The following is a 21,130-nucleotide window of genomic DNA, read 5'->3' on the forward strand; positions in this document are numbered from 1 at the left end:
CCCCCTCATTTCTTCTTGGGCGGCCCGAGCGAGACCGGCGATCCCTTGATGAAGGACGGGGCAGCCACAGGCTCCTTGGGTTTCTTCGGCTTCTTGGTCTCGCGATTGCCGCGCAATTGTCCCTTGGCCATGGAGGCCTCCTCCTCTGCGAGCGGATTGGTGCAGGCGCCGAAACGAAAAGCCCCGCGACCTCAAGGGCGCGGGGCGGCGGGGCGCCGGACGTTCACGGATTGGGACCGCTCCATCTCTTCCCCCAGGCGGCCGGTACATCCGCGGTCGGCCGGGAAGAAGCGATGGCTTGGCCCGCGGTTCAGGCCCGGCGGGCCGAATGGATCAGCTGAGATCCTGGAGCTTGTCGGCCGAGAGCTTGCCGCTCTTGGTATCGGTGACGAGCTCGAAGCTCACCTTCTGGCCTTCACGCAGATCGCGCATGCCGGCACGTTCGACCGCGCTGATATGGACGAAGGCATCGCTGCCGCCGGAATCGGGCGCGATGAATCCAAAGCCCTTCTGGGCGTTGAACCACTTTACGGTTCCCTCAGTCATGGGAAACCCTTTCAAATTTGGGATATAGCTTGCCGGGCCTTGCCCGGCCGTCGAATTTGCATTTTTCGAGCGCGAAATTTGGTTGGGCGCAGATCAGGGGCCGCGCGAAGCCAAGTCATCAGGCTTTCTATCGACAAAACCACTATGCGCCCGAATGCAAGTGATGGCAATTTTATTCGCGAGATAACACCAAATTCTATTGACCGGCCGGACAGCGAACAGCCGAAACGGATGCGCGAACCGGAGGATTTTTCCCTCCGGCTCGCGTGCGGCGTTCAATTCAGGCGCGGCTGCTGGGACGTGCCCTTGTACCAGTCGAAGGGCTTGTCCTCGGTCGAGACCATCACGGACTTCACGTCGAAATGGTCGTTGAAGCTCTCGATGCCGAACTCGCGTCCGATGCCGCTGTCGTCTACGCCGCCCCAGGGAGATGCCGGGTCGAGGCGGTGATGATCGTTGATCCAGACGATGCCGGCCTTCACCTTGGCCGCGACCCGGTGGGCGCGGTGCACGTCCCGGGTGCGGATGGCCGCCGCCAGACCGAAGGGGCTGTCGTTGGCGATGGCGAGGGCTTGCTCCTCGGTATCGAAGGGGATCACCACGGTGAACGGACCGAACACCTCCTCGCGGGCGATGCGCATGTGGGGCGCGACATCGGCGAACACGGTGGGCTCCACGAAGAAGCCGTTCTCGTGCCCCTCGACGATGCGGCGCTGGCCGCCGGCGACGAGGCGGGCACCGTCGTCATGGCCCGCCTGAACGAAGGAGAGCACGCGATCCAGCTGGCGCTGGGAAACCACCGGCCCGAGCTGGGTCTCCGCATCGCGCGGGTCGCCGATGCGGATGGCCTTGGCCTTGGCGGCGAGGCGCTCGACGAATTCGTCGTAGATGCCGCGCTGGACGATGTGGCGCGCCGCGCACACGCAGGTCTGGCCGGCGCCCACGAACGCGCCGAAGGCGGCATAATTCACCGCCTGCTCCACATCGTAATCGTCGAACACCATCACCGGCGTCTTGCCGCCGAGCTCCAGCGTCTGGTGGGCGAACACCCGCGCCGCCGCCGCGCCGGCGATGCGGCCGGCCTCGGTGCCGCCGGTGAGCACCAGCTTGTTGATGTCGGGGTGCTCGGCGAGGAATCGGCCGGAGGAGGCACCGACGCCATTCACCACGTTGAACACACCGGGAGGAAGGCCGTTGTCGCTCATCAGCTGGGCGAGGCGCAGGGTGGTGAGGGGGGTGTATTCGGACGGCTTGACCACCGTGGTGCAGCCCGATGCCAGCACCGCCGCGAGCGACTTGCACAGGATCATCAGCGGGTGATTGAAGGGCGTGCAATTGGCGACCACGCCGATGGGGGTGCGGCGGGTGTAGTTGAGATAGGGCCCCTCCACCGGGATCACGTCGTCGCGGCGGCTCATGGCAAGGCCGCCGAAATAGCGCAGGAAGTCGGGCAGGCGGCCGAGCTGGGCGCGGGTCTCGTTGACCGGGCGGCCGTTGTTCTGGGTCTCCAGCTGGTAGAGCTCGGGCAAGGCCTCCTCGAACGCATCGGCGATGCGGTTGATGAGGCGAACGCGGGCACGGATGGCCATGCCGCCCCAGGCGTCGCCCTGGAAGGCCGCGCGGGCGCTCTGCACGGCGGCCGCCACGTCCTCGCGCGTGCTGTCGGGAATGGTGGCGATCACAGCGCCGGTGGCGGGGTTGCGCACCTCCACAATGCCGCCGCCGATGCTCTCCACCTCGCGGCCGTCGATGAAATTGCCCCGCGCCGCGACGGCGACCTCGGCTTTGACGTTCATGGCGTTTCTCCGGTTGTTCTTAAAGGACGACGGCGTGGCGCGTCAGGGCCGCGACCACGCGCTTCTCGGCGTCGGCGATATGCTCCTTCAGCAGGCGGGCGGCCTTGCGTCCGTCGCGGGCCTGGAGCGCCTCGATGATGGCGACATGCTCGGCAATAAGACGGTCGGGATCGCGCCCCTGCATGGTGCCGATGCTGACCAGCACAAGCCGGTCCGCCTGGGCGACGAGGTCGGCCACCTCCTCGCGCATGCGCCGGTGCGGCGAGCACATGGCGACCGCTTCGTGGAAGGCACGGTTGTAGCGGATGAAGTCAGACTTTCCGGGGTCGAAGGTGCGGAAGGCGTCGAGGGCAGCCAGTGCCTTGTCGGACGCATGCCGGGCGGCATCGCCGGCGCAGGCGGGCTCCATCACCTCGCGGAAGCGGAAGATGTCGCGCGCGTCGGCCAGCGAGACCGGATTCACCCGGTAGCCCTGACGCGGCAGCACGGTAATGAGGCGCTCCTGCTCCAGCCGCAACAGCGCCTCGCGCACCGGCTGCTTGCTCACCTCGAAACGGGCCGCCAGCTCCTGCTCCCGCAGCTCTTCCCCCGGGGAGAGGCGGCAACCGAGGATCTCTTCCTTCAGGCGCGCATAGACCGCGTCCCGCAGCAGCCCGGGACCGGCAACGCTCATATCAGAGGCTGTTTCCCGATCGATCAGCATATTTCACAACCTCAGCCAGCGGCGCGCATCTTGTCCAGAATGACGCCAATCTGCAACGACAAAATCAGCCTTGACGCGGCATTTGCGATCTGCGTGAAATATCACAACAGAAAATTTTGCCGTCAAGAGCATCTCAGGGAGAGCGAAATGCCGAAGAGGATTCCCCGCCCCGCCGCTTGTGCGTGGCTCGCCGCGACTGCCCTCGCGGCGCTTGCCGCAGCGCCCGCGCTGGCGCAGCAGGCGCCCATCAAGGTTGGCTTCATGACCGTGCGCTCCGGCGCCCTTGCCGCCGGCGGCAAGCAGATGGAGCAGGGCATGGAATACTGCCTCGCCGAGCGCGGCGGCATGATGGGAGGCCGCAAGGTCGAGCTCATCACGGTGGACACCGCCGGCCAGCCCGCCACCACCAAGACCCGCGCCCAGGAACTGGTGGAGCGCGAGCGCGTCAACGCCATCATCGGCCCGCTGGCCGCCTTCGAGGCGCTGGCCATCGACGACTACATCCGCCAGGTGGGCGTGCCGGTGATTTCGCCCTCCGCCGCCGCCGAGGACCTCACCCAGCGCAAGCTGAACCCCTGGTTCGTGCGGGCCGTCGGCACCTCAGCTCAGGCCAACCACGCGCTCGGCGAATATGCGGCGAAGGAGCTGAAGCTGAAGCGCGTCGTCACCATCGGCGACGACTTCGCCTTCGGCCACGAGGCCACCGCCGGCTTCCAGCGCGCGTTCGAGGACAATGGCGGCAAGGTGGTGCAGAAGCTGTGGCCGCCGCTGAACGTCGCCGATTATGGCAGCTATATCAGCCAGATCCGCACCGACGTGGACGCGGTCTACGCCGCCTTCGCCGGCGGCAACGGCCTGCGCTTCCTCCAGCAATATGCCGAGTACGGCGCGCCGGTGAAGGTAATCGCCCAGATGACCACGGTGGACGAGGGCATCCTCAAGTCCATGGGCAAGGAGGCGGTGGGCGTCATCTCCTCCGGCTGGTACACCGCGACCCAGGACGTGCCCGGCAACAAGGAATTCGCCGCCGGCATCCGCGCCAAATACGGCGCCGACCCCGGCTATTACACGGCGGGTGCCTATGAGGCCTGCGCCTTCCTCGACGCGGCGGTCAAGGCCATCGACGGCAAGGTGGAGGACAAGCAGGCGCTGATGAAGGCCCTGCGCGCGGTCAAGCTGGACAAGGGGCCCTTCGGCGAGGTCACGCTCGACGAATACGGCAACCCCATCATGACCGTCACGATCCGCAAGACCGAGGAGAAGGACGGCCGGCTGCAGAACGTGGTCATCAAGACCTATCCGAAGGTGACGCAGTTCTGGACCTACGATCCGAAGGCCTTCCTCGCCGATCCGGTCTACAGCCGCGACTATCCGCCGGCCAAGAATCTGGGCAACTGACCTTCGGGACCTGACCGGCTCAAGCGTGTCTTGCCCCGGCTCGTCCGGGGCATCCGCTCCGCCGCTTCCCGGCTGCCTCAGTTCCAGCAACCGGCCCGGCCGCGCCGTGGATCCCCCGGACACGCCGGGGGATGAAGACCCGGTCGGTGGCCCCGCGCCCAACGCGGCAGGCGACGACCTCCCGGCCTTGCGCTTTTTCGCGAGGCTTCTCTCGTGCAAGCATCTCGAGGACCGAATATGGCCTTCTGGGTCAGCCAAAGCCTCAACGCCCTCGCCCTCGGCGGCCTTCTGTTCATGCTGGCCTCCGGCTTCAGCCTGATCTTCGGGCTGATGCGGGTGGCGAACCTCGCCCATGGCGCGCTGTTCATGCTCGGCGCCTATCTCGGCCTCGCAACGGTGAAGGCCGGCTTCGGCTTCTGGACCGCGGCCGCCGCATCCGCCGTGCTGGTGGGCCTCCTCGGCGGGGTGATCGAGCGCACGCTTCTGCGGCGCCTCGCCGGGCGCACCCTGCCGCAAGTGCTGCTGACGCTGGGCCTCGCTTTCATCATCGCTGACGCCTGCCTGATGGCCTGGGGCGGCGATCCCATGCGCCTGCCGCCGCCGCCCGAGCTTTCGGGGGCGGTGCGCGTCGGCGATGCCGTATTCCCGCGCTACCGGCTGTTCGTCATCGGCGCCTCGGCGGCGGTGGCGCTGGGCCTGTGGCTGCTGGTGGAGCGGACCCGCGCCGGCGCCATGATCCGCGCGGCGGTGGACGACGTGGGCATGGCCCGCGCCGTCGGCGTCTCCGCCTCCACCCTGTTCACCGCCGTCTTCTGCCTCGGCACCGCGCTCGCCGGCCTCGGCGGGGTTATCGGCGGGCCCATCCTCTCGGTCTATCCGAGCCTCGACCAGGACATGCTGCCCCTCGCCCTGCTGGTCGTCATCCTCGGCGGCGCCGGCAGCCTCGCGGGGGCATTCGTCGGCGCCTACGCCATCGGCTTCATCTACACGTTCGGACAAGTGCTCGTGCCCGACCTCGCCTATGTCATCCTCTTCCTGCCCATGATCGCCGTGCTCTCGGTGGCGCCCCAGGGGCTGTTCGGCCGGAGGCTCGGATGAGCGCCCGCGCCCTCCCCTTCGCGCTGGCGCTGGTCGCCATGGCCCTGGTGCCGCTGGTCTCCACATCGCCCTTCTATGTGAACCTCACGAGCCAGGTGGCCATCGCTGCCATCGGCGCCCTGGGCCTCAACGTGCTGGTGGGCCATGCCGGGCTGAACTCGCTGGGATTTGCCGTCTTCCCCGGCCTCGCCGCCTATCTCGTGGCATGGCTCTCCACCGTGGGCGGGTTCGATCCGGTGCCGGCCGGCCTCCTCGCCCTCGCCGGGACGCTGCTCGTGTCGGCAGGCTTCGCTCTGGTGGCGCTGCGCACCACCGGCCTCGGCTTCGTCATGATCACCATGGCCCTGTGCCAGATCGTGTGGGGCGCCGCCTATCGCTGGACATCGGTGACCGGCGGCGACAACGGCCTTTCCGGCATCGCTCGCCCCGGCGCCGGGTTGGGTCTGGAGCGGCCGGAAGTGTTCCTGTGGCTGTGCCTCTGCGTGCTGGCGCTGGCGCTGCTCCAGCTCGGCCGCTTCTTCGACAGCCCGCTCGGCGTCGCCCTGCGCGGCAGCCGCGACCAGCCGCGGCGGATGAATGCGGTGGGTTACGACGTGTGGCGCATCCGCTTCGTCGCCTGGATGCTCGCCGCCGCCTGGGGCGCCGCCGCCGGCCTGCTGTATGCTTGGTACCACCAGTTCGTCAGCCCGCACATGATGGCGGTGACGGCCTCCGCCGAAGTGCTGCTGATGGTGGTCGCCGGTGGGGCCGGAACGCTGGCCGGCCCACTGGTGGGCGCGGCACTCGTGGTGCTGCTGAAGAACCTCGCCTCCATCTGGATCGAGCGCTGGGTGATGCTGCTCGGCTTCACCTTCGTGGTCATCGTGCTGGTGGTCCCGGACGGCATCGTCCCCGGCCTCGGCCGGTTGAAGGGCGCGCTCAAGCGCATGCGGCCGGCGTCGGGTCCGACCATCTCAAAGCTCGTGCCCCGGGAGGGTGCCGATGGCTGAGCCGGCCCTGCGCATCGACGGCCTGTCGAAGCAGTTCGGCGGCCTGCCCGCCGTCTCCGATGTCAGCCTCGACATCATGAGCGGCGAGCGGCACCTGCTGCTCGGTCCCAACGGGGCGGGCAAGACCACCCTGTTCAATCTGGTGTGCGGCGATCTCACGCCGACCCGCGGCTCCATCCGCCTGTTCGGATCCGAGCTGGTGGGCCTGCCGCCGCGCAGGCGTGCCGCCTTCGGACTCGCGCGCACCTACCAGATCCTCACCCTGTTCCCGCACGAGACCCTGTGCCGGAACGTAATGCTCGCCCTCAACGGCCTGCGCCGCGAGAAATGGCGCGCATGGACCGCCTTCGGCACCGATGCCCGGCTGCGTGCCGAGGCGCTTGCCGTGCTCGACCGGGTGAAGCTTGCCGATCTCGCCGACCGGCCGGTGTCGCAGACCGCCTATGGCGATCGGCGCCGGCTGGAGATCGCCATGGCGCTCGCGCTCTCGCCGCGCCTTCTCCTGCTGGACGAGCCTCTCGCCGGCCTGTCGCGGGACGAGCGCGTAACGGTGCAGGCGCTGCTCGCGGAACTGCCAAGCGACGTGACGGTGGTGCTCATCGAGCACGACATGGATGTCGCCCTCGCCTTCGCCGAGCGGATCACGCTTCTCCATCACGGCCGCGTGGTCACCACCGGCAGCCGGGCCGACATCGCCGCCGATCCGCGGACCAGGGAGGTCTATCTCGGTGCCTGACGCCCTCGCCCTCTCCAACCTCTACGTCTATCACGGCGAGATCTGCGCCGTGCGGGCGCTGGAGCTGACGTGTGCCGAAGGCGCCGTCACGGCCCTGCTCGGACGCAACGGCGCCGGCAAATCCACCACCCTCGGCGCCATCGCCGGGCTCAACGACACCCGGCAGGGCCGCATCGAGCTGTTCGGCACGGCGCTCGCGGGCCGCAAGCCGGAGGCCATCTGCAAGCTCGGCATCGGACTGGTGCCGCAGGGCCGGCGGATCTTCCCGTCCCTCACCGTGGCCGAGCACCTCGCCATCGCCTATCGCCCGCCGCGGCACAAGGCGACGCGGGCGTTCGACGCGGAGGCGGTGGAAACGCTGTTCCCGCGGCTTCGGGAGCGGCGCCGGCAGTTCGCCGGCTCGCTCTCCGGCGGCGAGCAGCAGATGCTCGCCATCGCCCGCGCCCTCGTCACCAATCCGCGCGTCCTCCTCTTGGACGAACCGGCGGAGGGCCTCGCGCCGCAGATCGTCGCCGAGGTGGCGGACGCCATTTCCGCGCTGAAGGCGGCGGGGCTCTCCATCCTGCTGGTGGAGCACAATCTGCCGCTGGCGCTGCGGCTGGCCGACACCTGCGTGATCCTGTCCTCCGGCGAAGTGGTGTGGCGCGGCGCGCCGCAGGCTCTCGCCGGCGATCCCGACCTCATGGCCCACCATCTGGGAGTGCACTGATGCGCACCGCCAACAGCCGCGCCGGCGGCCTCACCGCTCACGTCACCGGCAACGGGCCGAGCATCGTCTTCCTGCACTCCCTGCTGTCCGACCGCGGCAGCCTCGAGCCGGTGGTACGTCTGCTGGCCGACGACTTCCGCCTGGTGCTGCTGGACCTGCCCGGCTTCGGTGGATCCCCGCGCGTGGGCGGCGGGCTCGACGGCCAGGCCGACGCGGTCGCCGAGGCGGTGCGCGTCCTGTGTCCGCAGGAGCGGCCCATCCTGTTCGGCAACGGCTACGGGTCCTTCCTCGCCCTCTCGACGGCGCTGCGCCATCCGGGGCTGACGCGCGGACTCTTCCTCGCCGGCTGCGGCGCGGCCTTCACCGAGCAGGGACAGGGCGCTTTCCGCTTCATGGCGGCGAAGGCGCAGGAGAGCGGGCTGGAGGCCATCGCCGAGACCGCCATGCGCCGCCTCTTCCCGCCGGAGATGGCGGCAAAGGTGCCAGATATCGTTGCGGAACGGCGCGCCAGCTTCGTGGCCACCGATCTCGAGACCTTCCGTGAAGCCTGTGGCCTGCTCGCCAGCCTGGACCTGCGCCAGCGCACGCGGGACCTGGACGTGCCGGTTTTCGCCTGCGCCGGCAGCCTGGACGAGGCGACGCCACCCGCCATGGCGGAGGAACTGGCGCGGCTGGCACCCCAGGGCACCTTCCACGAGATCGCCGCCTGCGCCCACGTGCCGACCCTGCAGGCACCCCAGGAGGTGGCGACCCAGCTGCGCCGCTTCGCCCTGGCCGCCACCGCGCCCACGGCGACTGCCGCAGCTGAACTCGCCCCCTGACGGCGCCCACGATCGCCTCCAGCGAAGGCTCACCAACGATGGCCCCGGCGGCGTCCCGCTGATACGCTGGCGGGCGCACCGGAAAAGGGATCACCGATGGAAGACGTGCCGGCAGAAGCTCCGCCGACGCCCAACCATCCGGAAGAGATGAAGGCCACGTGGGACCTCCGCGTCGGCAGGAGCATCCGGCTTCAGGGCGGCGCCCGCTGGACCCCGGCCGGCGTGATCACCGCCGGCATCGCGGCGTCGGCGGTCCTGCTGGCCCTCAGCGCGCTGGTTCGCGCCCGCCGGCTCTGAGCGCGCCACCGGACCACCGAACAACGTCGTTCCACCGCCCGGTTTTGACCGCCTGGGCCGCGTCATCCGGCCGTTCGGAAGGGACCGCGGCTACCATGACGGCAGGGCAACCGGACGCCGGCGGACGGGCGGACGGGAGACGACGCACCGTCAGACTGTGGAAGCGGCACGACCTGCCCGGCTCGCGCCGGTCGCTTCTCCGATGGGCAGTTTCCCGATAAATCGCATTTTCAAAGCACGCTGCCTGCATATCAAGCAGGCATATGGCTATTTCAAAGTCAAAACGGGGCAACTTGCTTTGCACCAACCGCTCCTGCTTGTCCCGCACCTGAATTTGGCTCGCTCAATACTGACTGGCCCCACATTTGCTCGACCTGCTGGCTCTAAATCCGTTGACCCAGCGAGATATAGTTTTTTCCGTGGTCAACAAGGCTTTGCGCCGATGTCCGGCGCATCTCCAACGCAGGCAGAGGGGCTTATGCAGACACGGCGAACTGCCCTGAAGATGTTGGGTGCCGGCATCATCGGTGCTCCCGCGATCGTCTCCTCCGCCGTGGCGCAGGGAATGGACAGCGTCACCTTGGGCGTTCCAGGGTCGGTGAGCGACGGCTCTTTCTTCGCCGCCATCCACAAGGGCTTCTTCAAGGAGCAGAACATCACCATCGTGCCGGCGGCCTTCCAGGCGGGTTCGCAGCTGGTGGCCCCCCTCGGTGCCGGGCAGGTGGATGCCGCCGCCGGCGCCACCTCCGCCGGGCTCTACAATGCCGTCGCGCGCGGCATCGACATCAAGATCGCGGCGGACAAGTCGTCCAACATGCCCGGCTATTGCTACATGGCGCTCCTGGTGCGCAAGGACCATGTGGATTCCGGCCGCTACAAGTCGTTCGCCGACCTGAAGGGCTTCAAGATCGCCGAGGCCGGCAAGGCCGGCGCGCCGGGCTCGACCCTCAACGAGGCGATGAAGAAGGGCGGGCTGACCTACGCCGACTGCGAGCACGTCTACAACATGCCCTACCCGGACATGGCCGCGGCGCTGCAGAACAAGGCGATCGACGCCGCCATCGTGACCGAGCCGTCCTCCACCCGCGCCCGCAAGCTCGGCGTGGCGGTGCGCTATCCCTCGGACCTTTTCTATCCGGTGCAGAATGTCGCACCGCTGCTGTGCAGCGGCAAGTTCCTGAAGGAGCGCAAGGAGGTGGCCGAGCGCTTCATGATCGCCTACCTCAAGGGCGTGCGCTTCTACAACGATGCGTGCAAGGACGGCCGCCTCGCCGGCCCCAACGCGGCCGAGCTCATCGACATCATGGTGAAGTATTCCGAGGTCAAGGACCCGGAAATCTACCGCGAGTCGACCCCGAACGGCGTCGATCCCAACGGCCGGCTCAGCATGGAGAGCCTCAACAAGGACCTCGCCTTCTACAAGGACCTCAAGCTGACCGCCGACACGGTCAAGGTCGAGGACGCCCTCGACACGTCCTTCATGGAAGCCGCAGTCAAGTCGCTCGGGCCTTACGTCCCCGCGAAGTGAGGCCGTCCACCGTCATGCAGGCCGTTGCTCCGAAGATTTCCATCGACGGCCTCAGCAAGGCCTTTACGTCTCGGTCGGGTACGGTCACCGCGCTCGACAGCATCTCGCTCGATATCGCACCCGGCACCTTCTGCGTGGTGGTGGGCCCCTCGGGCTGCGGCAAGACCACGCTGCTGCGCATCGTCTCCGGGCTGGAGGAGCGCACCTCCGGCCATTTCCACATCGCCCGCAAGGATCCGGGCAAGCCGCTCAATGCCATGGTGTTCCAGGGAGATTCGATCTTTCCCTGGATGACGGTGTGGGACAATGCCGCCTACGGCCTCAAGATGCGTGGCGCGAGCAACGCCGAGATCAAGGACGTGGTCGCCCGCTATCTCGACCGGACCGGCCTCAGCCGTTTCGCCGATTATTATCCCCACCAGCTGTCCGGCGGCATGCGCCAGCGCGTCTCCATCGCGCGGGCCTTCGCCAACGACCCGGAAGTGCTGTTCATGGACGAGCCCTTCTCCGCCCTGGACGAGCAGAACAAGCTGCTGCTCCAGGAAGAGCTGCTGCGCATCTGGGAAGAGGACAAGAAGACCGTCATCTTCATCACCCACTCGGTCGACGAGGCGGTGACGCTTGGCGACAAGATCGTGGTGATGACCGCCCACCCCGGCCGCATCAAGGCGGTGGTGGATATCGACCTGCCGCGGCCACGCAACATTCTCGAATTGCGCCGCGACCCCAAGTTCGGCGACCTCGTGTTCCGCATCTGGGAATATCTGCGGGCCGAGGTGGACCTCGCGCGCAAGGCGTCGCGCTGATGCGTCCTCTTCTGGAGCGTCACGGCGACCGGGTCATCTCGGTGCTCTCCCCCATCCTGCTCCTCGTGGTGTGGGAAATCCTGGCGCGCTTCCACATCATCAACCCGCTGTTCTTTCCCACCCCATCGAGCATCGCTGCCAAGTTCATGCAGCTCGCCGGCACCGGGGAATTGTGGGTCAACATCGGTGTCAGCCTGCGCCGGCTGTTCTGGGGCTTCGTCATCGGCGGGATTCCGGCGCTGGTGCTCGGCATCGTCATGGGCCTGTCGCGGCCGGTGCGGCTGTTCGTCAATCCCCTCGTCGCCTCCACCTACCCCATCCCCAAGAGCGCGCTGCTGCCCCTCGTGCTGCTGATCTTCGGCCTCGACGAGAATTCCAAGATCGCCATGGTGGCCATGGGCGTCTTCTATCCCGTGCTGATGAACTCGGTCACCGGCGTGCTTCAGATCCCGAGGATCTATTTTGACGTCGGAAAGAATTTCGGCGCCAGCCGGTGGAAGATTTTCCTCACCATCGCGCTGCCGGGCGCCGCGCCCTTCATCTTCACCGGCATCAAGCTGGGCGTGGGCATGGGGCTGATCCTCATCTCCATCGCCGAGATGGTCGGGGCCTCCAGCGGCCTCGGCTACATGATCTGGAACGCCTGGCAGCTCATGGACGTGGAGACCATGTACGTCGGGCTGTTCATCATCGCCTTCCTCGGCTTCGTCTTCTCGTTGTTTCTCGACGAGGCGGAGCGCTGGCTGCTTCCCTGGCGGCCCGCCTGACCGCGGACCCGCCTCCCCCGCTTCGCAAACATTCGAGGGCCGACTGAAATGGGCTGTATGGACCTGCGCCAATGGATCGACCTTCTCGCGCAGCAGGGCGAGGTCCACCGCATCACCGCGGAGGTGGACTGGGACCGCGAGATCGGCACGCTTTCGCGGAAAGTCCTGGAACGCGAGGGTCCCGCGCTCCTGTTCGAGAACATCAAGGGCTATGGCAACGCGCGCGGCCGCAAGGTGTTCACCGGCGGCATCGGCACGCGCAAGCGCCTCGCCCTCGCCCTCGGCTTCCCGAAGGACGCGACCAACGCCGAGATCGTCCAGTATGTGATGAAGAAGAACCAGGAACGGATCGAGCCTGTCCTCGTGCCCACCGGCCCGGTGAAGGAAAACATCGTCAAGGGCGACGACGTGGACCTGTTCGAATTCCCGGTCCCCAAGTGGCACTATCTGGAAGGCGGCCGCTACATCAACACCTACGCCTGCATCGTGACCCGCGATCCCGACACACGGGTGCAGAACGTCGGCATCTATCGCGGCATGGTGGGGCGCAAGAACTCCATCCCCACTTTGCTCATCAAGGGCGGCCAGCACTGGGGCCAGCACTTCGCCAAATATGCCGACCGCGGCGAGAAGATGCCGGTGGCCTGCGTCATCGGCTGGGACCCCATCATGGGCTTCCTCGCCGGCAGCCCACTTCCTGCGGGCGTGTGCGAGTTCGACGTCCTCGGCGCCTATCGCGACGAGGCGGTGGAAGTGGTCAAGTGCGAGACGGTGGACCTGGAGGTCCCCGCCAGCGCGGAGATCGTCATCGAGGGCTTCATTGATCCCGATCCGTCGAGCTACGAGATCGAGGGGCCGTTCGCCGAATTCACCGGCTACGTGTCCGATCTTCCGACACCCCGGCCGACCATCGACGTCACCTGCGTCATGCATCGCAACGATCCGATCCTGCGCGGCACGCAGGAAGGCAACATGCCCGGCTCCTACAGCGAGAATGCCGTGATCTCCTCCGCCCAGCGCGCCGGCATCGCCTGGAACATCCTGCGCTCCAATGGCGTGCCCGGCGTGCTCGACGTCTATGCCGATCCGGTCACCTGCGGCATCAACCTCTATGTGAAGATCCGCAAGCAGTTCCAGGGCCACGCCAAGCAGGTGGCGAACGCCCTGTGGGGCAACAGCGCCGGCCAGGGGCGCTACAAGCATGTTTTCGTCTTCGAGGACGACATCGACGTGACCAACTACCAGCAGATGGACTGGGCGATCGCCTATCGGGTCAACGCCGGTCACGGCGGCATCACCATCTTCCCCGAGACCTTCGGCCATGCGCTCGATCCGTCCACGCCGCTGGAAGAGCGCAACGTGGAGCAGCTCGGATCCGGCACCTGGAACCGCGTGCTGGTGGACGCGACCCGCAGCTGGAAGTCGCCGCGGCGACCGGAATGGAACAATGAGCGCTTTCCCCCCACCGTCGAACCCTCTCCGGCCGACGAGAAACTGGTTCTCGACCGCTGGAAGGAGTACGGGCTCGGGTGAACGCGGTCCGCTCGGGGACCGGCGACGCGGAGAAGGCATGAGCAAGGATCATATGGGCGATGACGCGGCGGCGGCGCTCTGGGCGTTCGCGCTCGCAGTCTATGGCCACCCTGGGGTGGGCGAGGCGTGCCTTGCCCTGCAGGATCGCCGCGGCGCCAACGTCCCGCTGCTGCTGTTTGTCCTGTGGCTCGGAGCCGAGCGCGGGGTGTGGCTGACCACGGGCGAGATCGAGGACCTCGGGCGGGAGGTGGAAGCCTGGCACGGCGAGATCGTGGGCGTCCTGCGCGCCCTGCGCCGGCGGCTGAAGGGCGGGCCCTTGCCAGCGCCCAATCCGCCGTCCGATGCCCTGCGCGAAACCATCAAGGCGGCCGAGCTTGCCGCCGAGCGCATCGAGCTCGATGCGCTGGCGGCCACCCGGCGCCGTTGGATCCAGACCACCGAACCCTCGCCGGATGCGGCCGCCGCCAATCTGGCCGCCATCCTCGCGACCCTTGGCGGTCCGCAGCCGGAAGAGGCGTGGGTGGCGGAAGCCGGCGAGACCCTGCGCGTGGCCGTGCGGGCGCGATGAGAAGGCCGCAGACCCATTCGCAGCGACAGGGAGGCCGGCGTGGCTGACAAACGACGACTGATCGTCGCCCTCACCGGCGCGTCCGGCATCGTCTATGGCGTCAAGGCGCTAGAGGTGCTGCGGGCGGTGGAGGACATCGAGACCCACGTGGTGATCTCGCCCGCCGCCGCGCGCACCGCCCTTGCCGAGCTGGATATGGGCCTCGACGCCATCAAGGCGCTGGCGGACCGGATATACAGCCACAAGGACATCGGCGCCTCCATATCGTCGGGCTCGTTCACCACCGTCGGCATGCTGGTGGCGCCGTGCTCGGTGAAGACCCTGAGCGGCATCGCCAACAGCTACAATGACGATCTGGTGGTGCGGGCGGCGGACGTGTGCCTGAAGGAGCGCCGGCGCGTGGTGCTGCTGTTCCGCGAGACGCCGTTTCACGCCGGGCATATCGACCTCATGGCGCGGGCCGACCGGAACGGCGCCATCATCATGCCCCCGGTTCCCGCCTTCTACGCCCGTCCGGCAACGCTGGACGACATGGTGACCCAGACCGTGGGCCGCGCGCTTGACCTGTTCGGGCTGCACCTTCCGTCGGTCAAGCGATGGACCGAAGAGCCCACGGAGACCGGCCCCGGCGAAGGCGAGGCGCCCGACGAACCGGCAGGCGGCGACGGAAAGTCCAACGGCGGGGCCTGAGGCCCCGCGCCACGGCTCGCACCAGCATGGCGGCACAGCCATTGCATCGGCTGTGGCCATGACATCTCAACCGTCGCTTTGCGACAATAGCGACCCGACAACGCTCGCACCGGCCCATTCGCGCGCGGCCGTCGTGCGGCCCGCCATGACGCCGGCGCGCTGCGCCGGGCGCCCTCTCATGCCTGCCGAAGCCCTCCCATGAGCCATTTCATCTGCGCCCATGCCGGCAATGCCGACTGGCAGCTCGCCCTCGGCTCCTGCTGGGCCGACGTGCGCATCAAGCTCCAGAACGCGCCGAAGCCGAATCTTGGCTGGTGCTATCTCACCGACCACTACACAAAGGCCGCCGGCAACATCCTCGAGGCGCTTCAGGAGCACATGCCCGGCGTCCATTGGGTTGGGACGGTCGGCGTCGGCGTCGCCGCCGAGGGGGTCGAATATTTCGACGAGCCGGCCATGGTCCTCATGCTGGCTGATCTGCCGCCGGCCTCGTTCAAGGTGTTTTCCGACCCCCGACCGCTCGATGCGGGGGCTGACGGCTTCGATGCCTTCACCGCCCTCGTCCACGCCGACGGCGGACGCCCCGACCTCCCGGCCGAACTGAAGGCCCTGAGCGATCGCACCACCACCGGTTATCTCTTCGGCGGCCTCTCCTCGGCCCGCAATCAGCCCCTGTGCTTCGCCGACGACGTGATGCTGGGCGGGGTATCGGGCGTCGCTTTCGGTCCCGACGTGCCAGTGCTGTCGCGCGTCACGCAGGGCTGCCAGCCCATCGGCCCGCTGCGGACCATCTCGCGGGCGGAAGGCAATCTCCTGGTGACGTTGGACGGTGCGCGGGCGCTCGACTGCGTGGTCGGGGATCTCGATCTCGATCCTGAAATTCCCGATCCCGAGCTGCGCCAGGAGCTGGCCCACACCCTGGCGGGCCTCATCGCCAGCGACGAGGACGTCTCCATCCGCCCAGGCCAGTTCGGCACCAACACCGAGGTGCGCCATCTGCTGGGCGTCGGCCGCAAGAGCGGAGTGCTGGTGGTGGCCGAGCAGATCAGCGCCGGCATGAAGCTCGCCTTCTGCAAGCGCAACGCCGATGCGGCCCGCCACGACCTCATGCGGATCCTCGCCGAGGTCAAGGGCCAGGCGGACGCTGCCGGCGGCATCCGGGGCGCGCTCTACGTGAGCTGCTCGGGCCGCGGCGGCCCACACTTTGGCGAGCCTCATGCGGAGTTCCAAATGGTGAGCAAGGCCCTCGGCGCCGTGCCTCTGGTGGGCTTCTTCGCCGGCGGCGAGATCGCCCGGCATCATCTCTATGGCTATACCGGCGTGCTGACGGTGTTCACCGGCGCGGCCTGACGGTGGGATCGTTCGCCCTGCCGGCAGGAAGAGCGCACAGGGACTTCAGGATGGCGGCACCGAAACGGAGCACGACGAAGGCGAGCCGGCCGGGGGCGCGGAAGGATGCGCCTGAGGCGGAGCGCGTCATCGTCTCCGCGGCCGGGGTCGCCCTGCCCCGCATCCTCTATGGCACCGCCTGGAAGAAGGAGCGCACCGCGGCGCTGGTGGAAGAGGCCCTGCGCGCCGGGTTCCGCGGCATCGACACCGCCTGCCAGCCCAAGCACTATCACGAGCCCGGGGTGGGCGAGGCGCTCGGTGCGGTCCTGGGCTCGGGTCCCGGAGCCACGCTGAAGCGCGCCGACATCTATGTTCAGACCAAGTTCACCCCGTTCCGCGGCCAGGACCCGGACAACGTGCCCTACAATCCCAAGGCCCGGCTCGCCGACCAGGTGCGGCAGTCCTTTGCCGTCTCCCTCGCCAACCTTCGCACCGACCATCTCGACGGTCTCGTGCTGCACTCCCCCTACCCGCGCGACCGCGACACGCTGACGGTGTGGTGCGCTATGGAGGAGTTGCACGACGCCGGCGGCGTGCGCCAGCTCGGCATCAGCAATTGCTACGAGCCGGATCGCCTGGAGCGGATCTACGACGCAGCGCGCATCAAGCCGGCGGTGGTGCAGAACCGCTTCTACGCCAAGACCGGCTTCGACCAGGAGATCCGCGCCTTCTGCCGCAGCAGGGGCATCGTCTACCAGAGCTTCTGGACGCTGACCGCCAACCCCGCCATCCTCGCGGCGCCGGCGCTCACCGATCTCGCCGCGCAGCTCGGCCGCACGCCGGCTCAGGTGTTCTTCCGCTATCTCACCCAGCAGGATATGGCGTGCCTCACCGGGACGTCCTCGCCCGAGCATATGGCGCAGGATCTGGCGATCTTCGATTTCCGCCTCGACAACGCCGCATGCGCGAGTATTGCCGCCCTGCTGCGGTGATGCGTGCTGCAAAGCTCGAAAGGGGTCCCGCCCTCAGCTAAGCTGGAGGTGCGCCCACACCGGGGCGCATGCCTCCACCCCGACCCGCATGCGCCGGCAAGGACCGGCCGAAAGGACCACGGATGCTGACGCCCGCGCGTGTCCTCGCTTCGCTCAAGGCCTCAATCGGCGACGTGGTGTTCGGCATGGAGGACGGCACCGTCTCCATCTTCGGGCTCGTCTTCGGCGTCGCCATCAGCACCAGCGACCCACACACGGTGCTGGTCGCTGGCGCCACCGGCGCGGCCGCCGCCGCGGTCTCCATGATGGCCGGCAGCTATCTCGATGCGGAATCGGTACGGGATGCCCGCCGGGCCCGGCGGGACGGCGCGCTGGATCCGCAGGCGGCAAGAACCGAGGCGGCGGCCATCACCCAGGCGCTCGCCCGCGGCGGGATGGCGCCGGGGGATGTCACCCAGGTGGCCGTCGCCCTCGCCCGCGCGCCGCGCGCGGTGGTCGGCCTGCGGAGCGAGCTCGCCGACGCGGATGACGGCGCAAGCCCCGCCTCGCACGCCTTCTGGATGTTCGTGTCGGACCTGTTCGCGGGCTTCACACCGGTGCTGCCCTTCGCCTTCCTGCCCATGGAAAGCGCCCGCCTCGTTTCCCTCGGCTTGACCACGGTACTGCTCCTGGCGCTTGGCATCGGCCGGGGGCTGGTGGGCAAGCGCTCCGTGGTTCGAGCCACGCTGGAGACGCTGGCGATCGCCGCCTCCGCCGCTCTCGCGGGCATCGCCATGGGCCACTTCCTGTCGTCCTGAGCGGCGGGCGACGGGGGTCAGAAAGCGCCGCCGTCGTCCGGGGCGATCACCACATGCATGCGCTCAAGCGCCGCCTCCACCTTTATCTGGCAGGACAGGCGGGAGGCGAGGGTGCGAAAGCGGCTCGTCCCCAGCATCCGGCTTTCGCCGGCACCCATGGGAGGCAGCATCACCCCGTCCGGTGGCGTGACGTAGACATGGCAGGTGGCGCACGCGCAACCGCCGCCGCACTGGGCTTCCACCTCGTCCAAACCCGCCTTGCGCATGGCCTTGAGCAAGGTCGCGCCGTCCCTGGCCGTGACTTCGACCACCGCGCCGCTGCGGGTCTCGACGGTGAAGCTCGCCATCTCTCGGCCTCCGCTCTTCGCGCTTAGGGAAGCGTCACGGACGCGAAATCCGCTGCATGGGGATGGGTGCCCCCGCCGCCCTCGCGCGCGATCCGGAGGGTCGAAAGGCCGGCCGCACGGGCGGCGTCGAGCTCGTCGTCACTCGCCGACAGCACCAGGATTTCCGCCGGCGGCACCGCCAGTTCGGCGGCGATGGCCTTGTAGGATTCCTCCTCGGTCTTCTGGCCCATCCGGGTGTCGAAGAAGCCGTCGAACACCGCCGCGTCCAGGCCGGCCGAGGCGAGCCACAGCTTTTGAGCCCGCTCCGAGCTGGCGGAATACGTGTAGAGGCGAAGGCCCGCATCCTTCCATGCCTGGAGGGCGGGAGCGGCATCGGGATAGAGCGAGGCGCTGAAGGCACCGGCCTCGTAGCCCTGCTCCCAGATCCGGCCGAGAATGACCTTGAGCGGCGTCGGGTTGCGCCCCTGCTTCATCCAGCGCAGCAGCAGGGCCTGGGCCTCGTCCACCTTCAGGGAGAAGCCGCCCATGAGGCGGCCCGCCTCCTCCAGCGCCTCCTCGATTTCCTCGTCCTCCTCGTTCGCCGCGATGAAGGTCCCGAGCCGGTCGCGGGCATAGGGCACCAGCGTCTCGCTGAGGAACGACAGGGGGCCCGCGGCGCCCTCGATGTCGGTCAGGATGGCACGTATGGTCATGCAAGAGCCCCCGGCGGCGCGGTGTGCGGCGTCGGACGACCCTCGATTGTCCGAAAGCCGCCACGCGCCGGCGCGTCCGCGCCGCGATCACGCCTTGACGGCAGGGGCAAGCACCGCGCGTGCCAGATGCCGCGCGGTGCCCGGCAGCCTCAGATCAGCCCGATGGAGATGGCTGGAATGAGCGCGATGGCGATGAGGCCGACAAACAGGGCCGCCAGATAGAACCAGATGGTTTGCATGGCCGTGTCCGGTTCCACCTTGCCGATGGAGCAGGCGATGTAGAAGCCGATGCCCACCGGCGGCAGGAACAGGCCGATGTTCATGGCGACCACGACGACCATGGAATAATGCACCGTGTCGATCCCCAGCGTCTTGGCGATGGGGAACATCAGCGGCGCCAGCAGGACGATGGCCGGCAGGCCCTCCAACAGGCAGCCGAGGATCAGGAAGGTCACCACCGTCACCGCCATGTACACCATCCAGCCGCCGGGCAGCCCCTGCATGGCGGTGGCGAGCACCTGGGCGAAGCCGGTCTGGGTCAGCGCCCAGGCCGCGGCCGATGCGGTGCCGAGGATGAGCAGGATCGCGCCGGTCATGGCGGCGGTCTCGATCAGCATCTTGTACATCTGGCCCATGCGGATGCCGCCATACAGCGTCATGCCGGCGATGAGGGCGTAGAGCACCGCGATGGTGGACACCTCGGTGGCCGTAGCGACGCCTTCCGTCACGGCGCCGCGCACCAGGAAGGGCAGAACGAGCGCGGGCGCGGCCACGGCCAGCGCCTTCCCCACCACCGCCATGGTCGCCCGCTTCACCCCCTCCAGCTTCTCGTGCCGCGCCTTCCAGCGCGCCGCCACCGCAAGGATGGTGAGGAGGAAGAAGGCAACGACGAAGCCGCTGGCGAACAGCGCCGCGATGGAGACGCCCGCCACCGAGCCGATGACGATGAGCACGATGGAGGGCGGCACGGTATCCGCCATGATGGCGCCGGTGCCGAGCAGCGCCACCATCTCCGAAGGCCGGTTGCCGCGCCGTTTCATCTCGGGGAAGAGCGCGGGGGCGACGGTCGCCATGTCCGACACCTTGGAGCCGGAGATGCCGGAGACGAGATAGAGCGAGCCCAGCATCACATAGGACATGCCGGCGCGCACGTGGCCCAGCAGCGAGGCGAGGAAATCGACGATCGCCTTGCCCATGCCGGTGGCGTCGAGGATGCACCCCAGCAGCACGAACACCGGCACCGACAGCAGGATCAGGCTCGACATGCCCTCGTCCATCCGGCCGACGATCACGGTGAGCGGCAGCTTGGTGGAGAACATGAGGAAGGCGAGCGTGCCCGCGCCGAAGCAGAAGCCGATGGGGACCCCGAGCGCCAGGCACACCGCGATCACTGCCACGAGCAGCACCAGAATGTTGGCCTTGCCCAGCACGGCGAACAGCGGCGTCATCAGGTAGAGCAGTGCGATGGCGGCGCCGACGATGGCGAACGCGACCAGCATGTCGCGCAACTGCGTCTCGCGTACGAACTTGGCGACCAGCACCACCAGCATCAGCGCCATGCCGAGGGGAATGCCGGCGACCCGATAGACCATGGGAATGTCGAGCGCCGGCGCGATGATGTCCTTCTCAAAATAGGCGTGCTCGACGGCCGAGGGCAGCAGGGCGGCGAGGAAGGCGCCCATCACCACGAGCCCGGTCGCTTCCATCACGCGCTTCACCGGCGGCGCCGCGCGGTTGACCAGTATGGCGAGGCGCAGGTGCTCGTTGCGGTCGATGGCGATGACCGCGCCAAGCATCACGATCCACAGGAAGATGAACGAGGCGATCTCGTCCGCTGCCGTGATGGGCGATCCCAGCACGTAGCGCCAGAACACCGCCGCGAGCACGAGGCCGACCAGCGCCACGATGAGCGCCGCGGAAAGCGCCTCGATGGGACGCATGAGGACGGCGAGGCCCGACGTGCGGCGAGCCATTCCGGGCTCGATGAG

At 68.1% G+C, this 21,130-nt stretch carries 23 protein-coding genes; 16 read left to right on the forward strand and 7 right to left on the reverse strand.

From position 1 onward, the window contains the following. Nucleotides 1-5: 5 nt before the first annotated feature. The 4 genes from ABLE93_RS01430 to ABLE93_RS01445 all read right to left on the reverse strand — a co-directional run bounded on the left by ABLE93_RS01430 (nt 6) and on the right by ABLE93_RS01445 (nt 3,015). Nucleotides 6-131, reverse strand: coding sequence for a hypothetical protein (locus ABLE93_RS01430; RefSeq protein WP_348837403.1), 126 nt, complete (start codon nt 129-131; stop codon nt 6-8). 202 nt (nt 132-333) lie between these two features. Then, the gene (locus ABLE93_RS01435; RefSeq protein ID WP_348837405.1) at nt 334-546 is read right to left on the reverse strand and encodes a cold-shock protein; all 213 of its coding nucleotides are present in this window, start codon (nt 544-546) and stop codon (nt 334-336) included. Nucleotides 547-821: 275 nt separating this feature from the next. Then, a complete protein-coding gene (locus tag ABLE93_RS01440; RefSeq protein WP_348837406.1) occupies nt 822-2,342 on the reverse strand; it encodes an aldehyde dehydrogenase in 1,521 nt (506 codons plus the stop codon). A 19-nt stretch (nt 2,343-2,361) separates the two neighbouring features. Continuing rightward, nucleotides 2,362-3,015 (reverse strand): GntR family transcriptional regulator, encoded by a 654-nt coding sequence (locus tag ABLE93_RS01445; protein WP_348837407.1) that lies wholly within the window; start codon nt 3,013-3,015, stop codon nt 2,362-2,364. Between the two features lie 177 nt (nt 3,016-3,192). On the opposite strand from ABLE93_RS01445, the gene ABLE93_RS01450 reads away from it, so the two are divergent. The 16 genes from ABLE93_RS01450 to ABLE93_RS01525 all read left to right on the forward strand — a co-directional run bounded on the left by ABLE93_RS01450 (nt 3,193) and on the right by ABLE93_RS01525 (nt 18,103). Further along, nucleotides 3,193-4,443 (forward strand): ABC transporter substrate-binding protein, encoded by a 1,251-nt coding sequence (locus ABLE93_RS01450; protein WP_348837408.1) that lies wholly within the window; start codon nt 3,193-3,195, stop codon nt 4,441-4,443. 237 nt (nt 4,444-4,680) lie between these two features. Next, on the forward strand, nt 4,681-5,541 hold the full coding sequence (locus ABLE93_RS01455; protein WP_348837409.1) for a branched-chain amino acid ABC transporter permease: 861 nt from the start codon (nt 4,681-4,683) through the stop codon (nt 5,539-5,541). Then, nucleotides 5,538-6,530, forward strand: a complete 993-nt coding sequence (locus ABLE93_RS01460) for a branched-chain amino acid ABC transporter permease (RefSeq protein ID WP_348837410.1) — start codon at nt 5,538-5,540, stop codon at nt 6,528-6,530. The genes ABLE93_RS01455 and ABLE93_RS01460 overlap by 4 nt, the downstream gene beginning before the upstream one ends. Beyond that, nucleotides 6,523-7,266 carry an ABC transporter ATP-binding protein gene (locus ABLE93_RS01465; protein ID WP_348837412.1) on the forward strand — a complete coding sequence of 248 codons (744 nt, stop codon included), beginning with the start codon at nt 6,523-6,525 and terminating at the stop codon, nt 7,264-7,266. Before ABLE93_RS01460 ends, ABLE93_RS01465 begins: the two co-directional genes overlap by 8 nt. After that, nucleotides 7,259-7,975: an ABC transporter ATP-binding protein gene (locus ABLE93_RS01470; RefSeq protein WP_348837414.1), complete on the forward strand. Its 717-nt coding sequence runs from the start codon at nt 7,259-7,261 to the stop codon at nt 7,973-7,975. Before ABLE93_RS01465 ends, ABLE93_RS01470 begins: the two co-directional genes overlap by 8 nt. After that, entirely contained in the window at nt 7,975-8,796 is an 822-nt protein-coding gene (locus ABLE93_RS01475; protein WP_348837416.1) for an alpha/beta fold hydrolase, read from the forward strand. Before ABLE93_RS01470 ends, ABLE93_RS01475 begins: the two co-directional genes overlap by 1 nt. A gap of 96 nt (nt 8,797-8,892) precedes the next feature. Next, nucleotides 8,893-9,093, forward strand: a complete 201-nt coding sequence (locus ABLE93_RS01480; RefSeq protein WP_348837419.1) for a hypothetical protein — start codon at nt 8,893-8,895, stop codon at nt 9,091-9,093. A 478-nt stretch (nt 9,094-9,571) separates the two neighbouring features. Then, nucleotides 9,572-10,621, forward strand: a complete 1,050-nt coding sequence (locus ABLE93_RS01485; protein WP_348837421.1) for an ABC transporter substrate-binding protein — start codon at nt 9,572-9,574, stop codon at nt 10,619-10,621. A 14-nt stretch (nt 10,622-10,635) separates the two neighbouring features. Beyond that, a complete protein-coding gene (locus tag ABLE93_RS01490) occupies nt 10,636-11,427 on the forward strand; it encodes an ABC transporter ATP-binding protein (RefSeq protein WP_348837423.1) in 792 nt (263 codons plus the stop codon). Continuing rightward, nucleotides 11,427-12,194 carry an ABC transporter permease gene (locus ABLE93_RS01495; protein ID WP_348837426.1) on the forward strand — a complete coding sequence of 256 codons (768 nt, stop codon included), beginning with the start codon at nt 11,427-11,429 and terminating at the stop codon, nt 12,192-12,194. The genes ABLE93_RS01490 and ABLE93_RS01495 overlap by 1 nt, the downstream gene beginning before the upstream one ends. Nucleotides 12,195-12,251: 57 nt before the next feature. Next, nucleotides 12,252-13,727 carry a UbiD family decarboxylase gene (locus tag ABLE93_RS01500; protein ID WP_348837429.1) on the forward strand — a complete coding sequence of 492 codons (1,476 nt, stop codon included), beginning with the start codon at nt 12,252-12,254 and terminating at the stop codon, nt 13,725-13,727. 37 nt (nt 13,728-13,764) lie between these two features. Then, nucleotides 13,765-14,295, forward strand: coding sequence for a TIGR02444 family protein (locus ABLE93_RS01505; protein WP_348837431.1), 531 nt, complete (start codon nt 13,765-13,767; stop codon nt 14,293-14,295). Nucleotides 14,296-14,310: 15 nt separating this feature from the next. Beyond that, the gene (locus tag ABLE93_RS01510; RefSeq protein ID WP_510182968.1) at nt 14,311-14,985 is read left to right on the forward strand and encodes a UbiX family flavin prenyltransferase; all 675 of its coding nucleotides are present in this window, start codon (nt 14,311-14,313) and stop codon (nt 14,983-14,985) included. A gap of 198 nt (nt 14,986-15,183) precedes the next feature. Then, nucleotides 15,184-16,335, forward strand: a complete 1,152-nt coding sequence (locus tag ABLE93_RS01515) for an FIST signal transduction protein (protein WP_348837437.1) — start codon at nt 15,184-15,186, stop codon at nt 16,333-16,335. A gap of 50 nt (nt 16,336-16,385) precedes the next feature. After that, on the forward strand, nt 16,386-17,306 hold the full coding sequence (locus ABLE93_RS01520) for an aldo/keto reductase family protein (RefSeq protein WP_348837440.1): 921 nt from the start codon (nt 16,386-16,388) through the stop codon (nt 17,304-17,306). A 122-nt stretch (nt 17,307-17,428) separates the two neighbouring features. Beyond that, on the forward strand, nt 17,429-18,103 hold the full coding sequence (locus ABLE93_RS01525; protein WP_348837443.1) for a VIT1/CCC1 transporter family protein: 675 nt from the start codon (nt 17,429-17,431) through the stop codon (nt 18,101-18,103). A gap of 17 nt (nt 18,104-18,120) precedes the next feature. Here the strand turns inward: ABLE93_RS01525 and ABLE93_RS01530 are convergent, their stop codons facing one another. The 3 genes from ABLE93_RS01530 to ABLE93_RS01540 all read right to left on the reverse strand — a co-directional run bounded on the left by ABLE93_RS01530 (nt 18,121) and on the right by ABLE93_RS01540 (nt 21,115). Then, on the reverse strand, nt 18,121-18,450 hold the full coding sequence (locus ABLE93_RS01530; RefSeq protein WP_348837446.1) for a 2Fe-2S iron-sulfur cluster-binding protein: 330 nt from the start codon (nt 18,448-18,450) through the stop codon (nt 18,121-18,123). Between the two features lie 23 nt (nt 18,451-18,473). After that, on the reverse strand, nt 18,474-19,142 hold the full coding sequence (mtnC, locus tag ABLE93_RS01535) for an acireductone synthase (protein WP_348837449.1): 669 nt from the start codon (nt 19,140-19,142) through the stop codon (nt 18,474-18,476). Between the two features lie 149 nt (nt 19,143-19,291). Continuing rightward, nucleotides 19,292-21,115, reverse strand: coding sequence for a TRAP transporter large permease (locus ABLE93_RS01540; RefSeq protein WP_348838453.1), 1,824 nt, complete (start codon nt 21,113-21,115; stop codon nt 19,292-19,294). Between the last annotated feature and the right edge of the window lie 15 nt (nt 21,116-21,130).

Source organism: Xanthobacter pollutisoli, assembly GCF_040044995.1.
Taxonomy (GTDB): domain Bacteria; phylum Pseudomonadota; class Alphaproteobacteria; order Rhizobiales; family Xanthobacteraceae; genus Xanthobacter.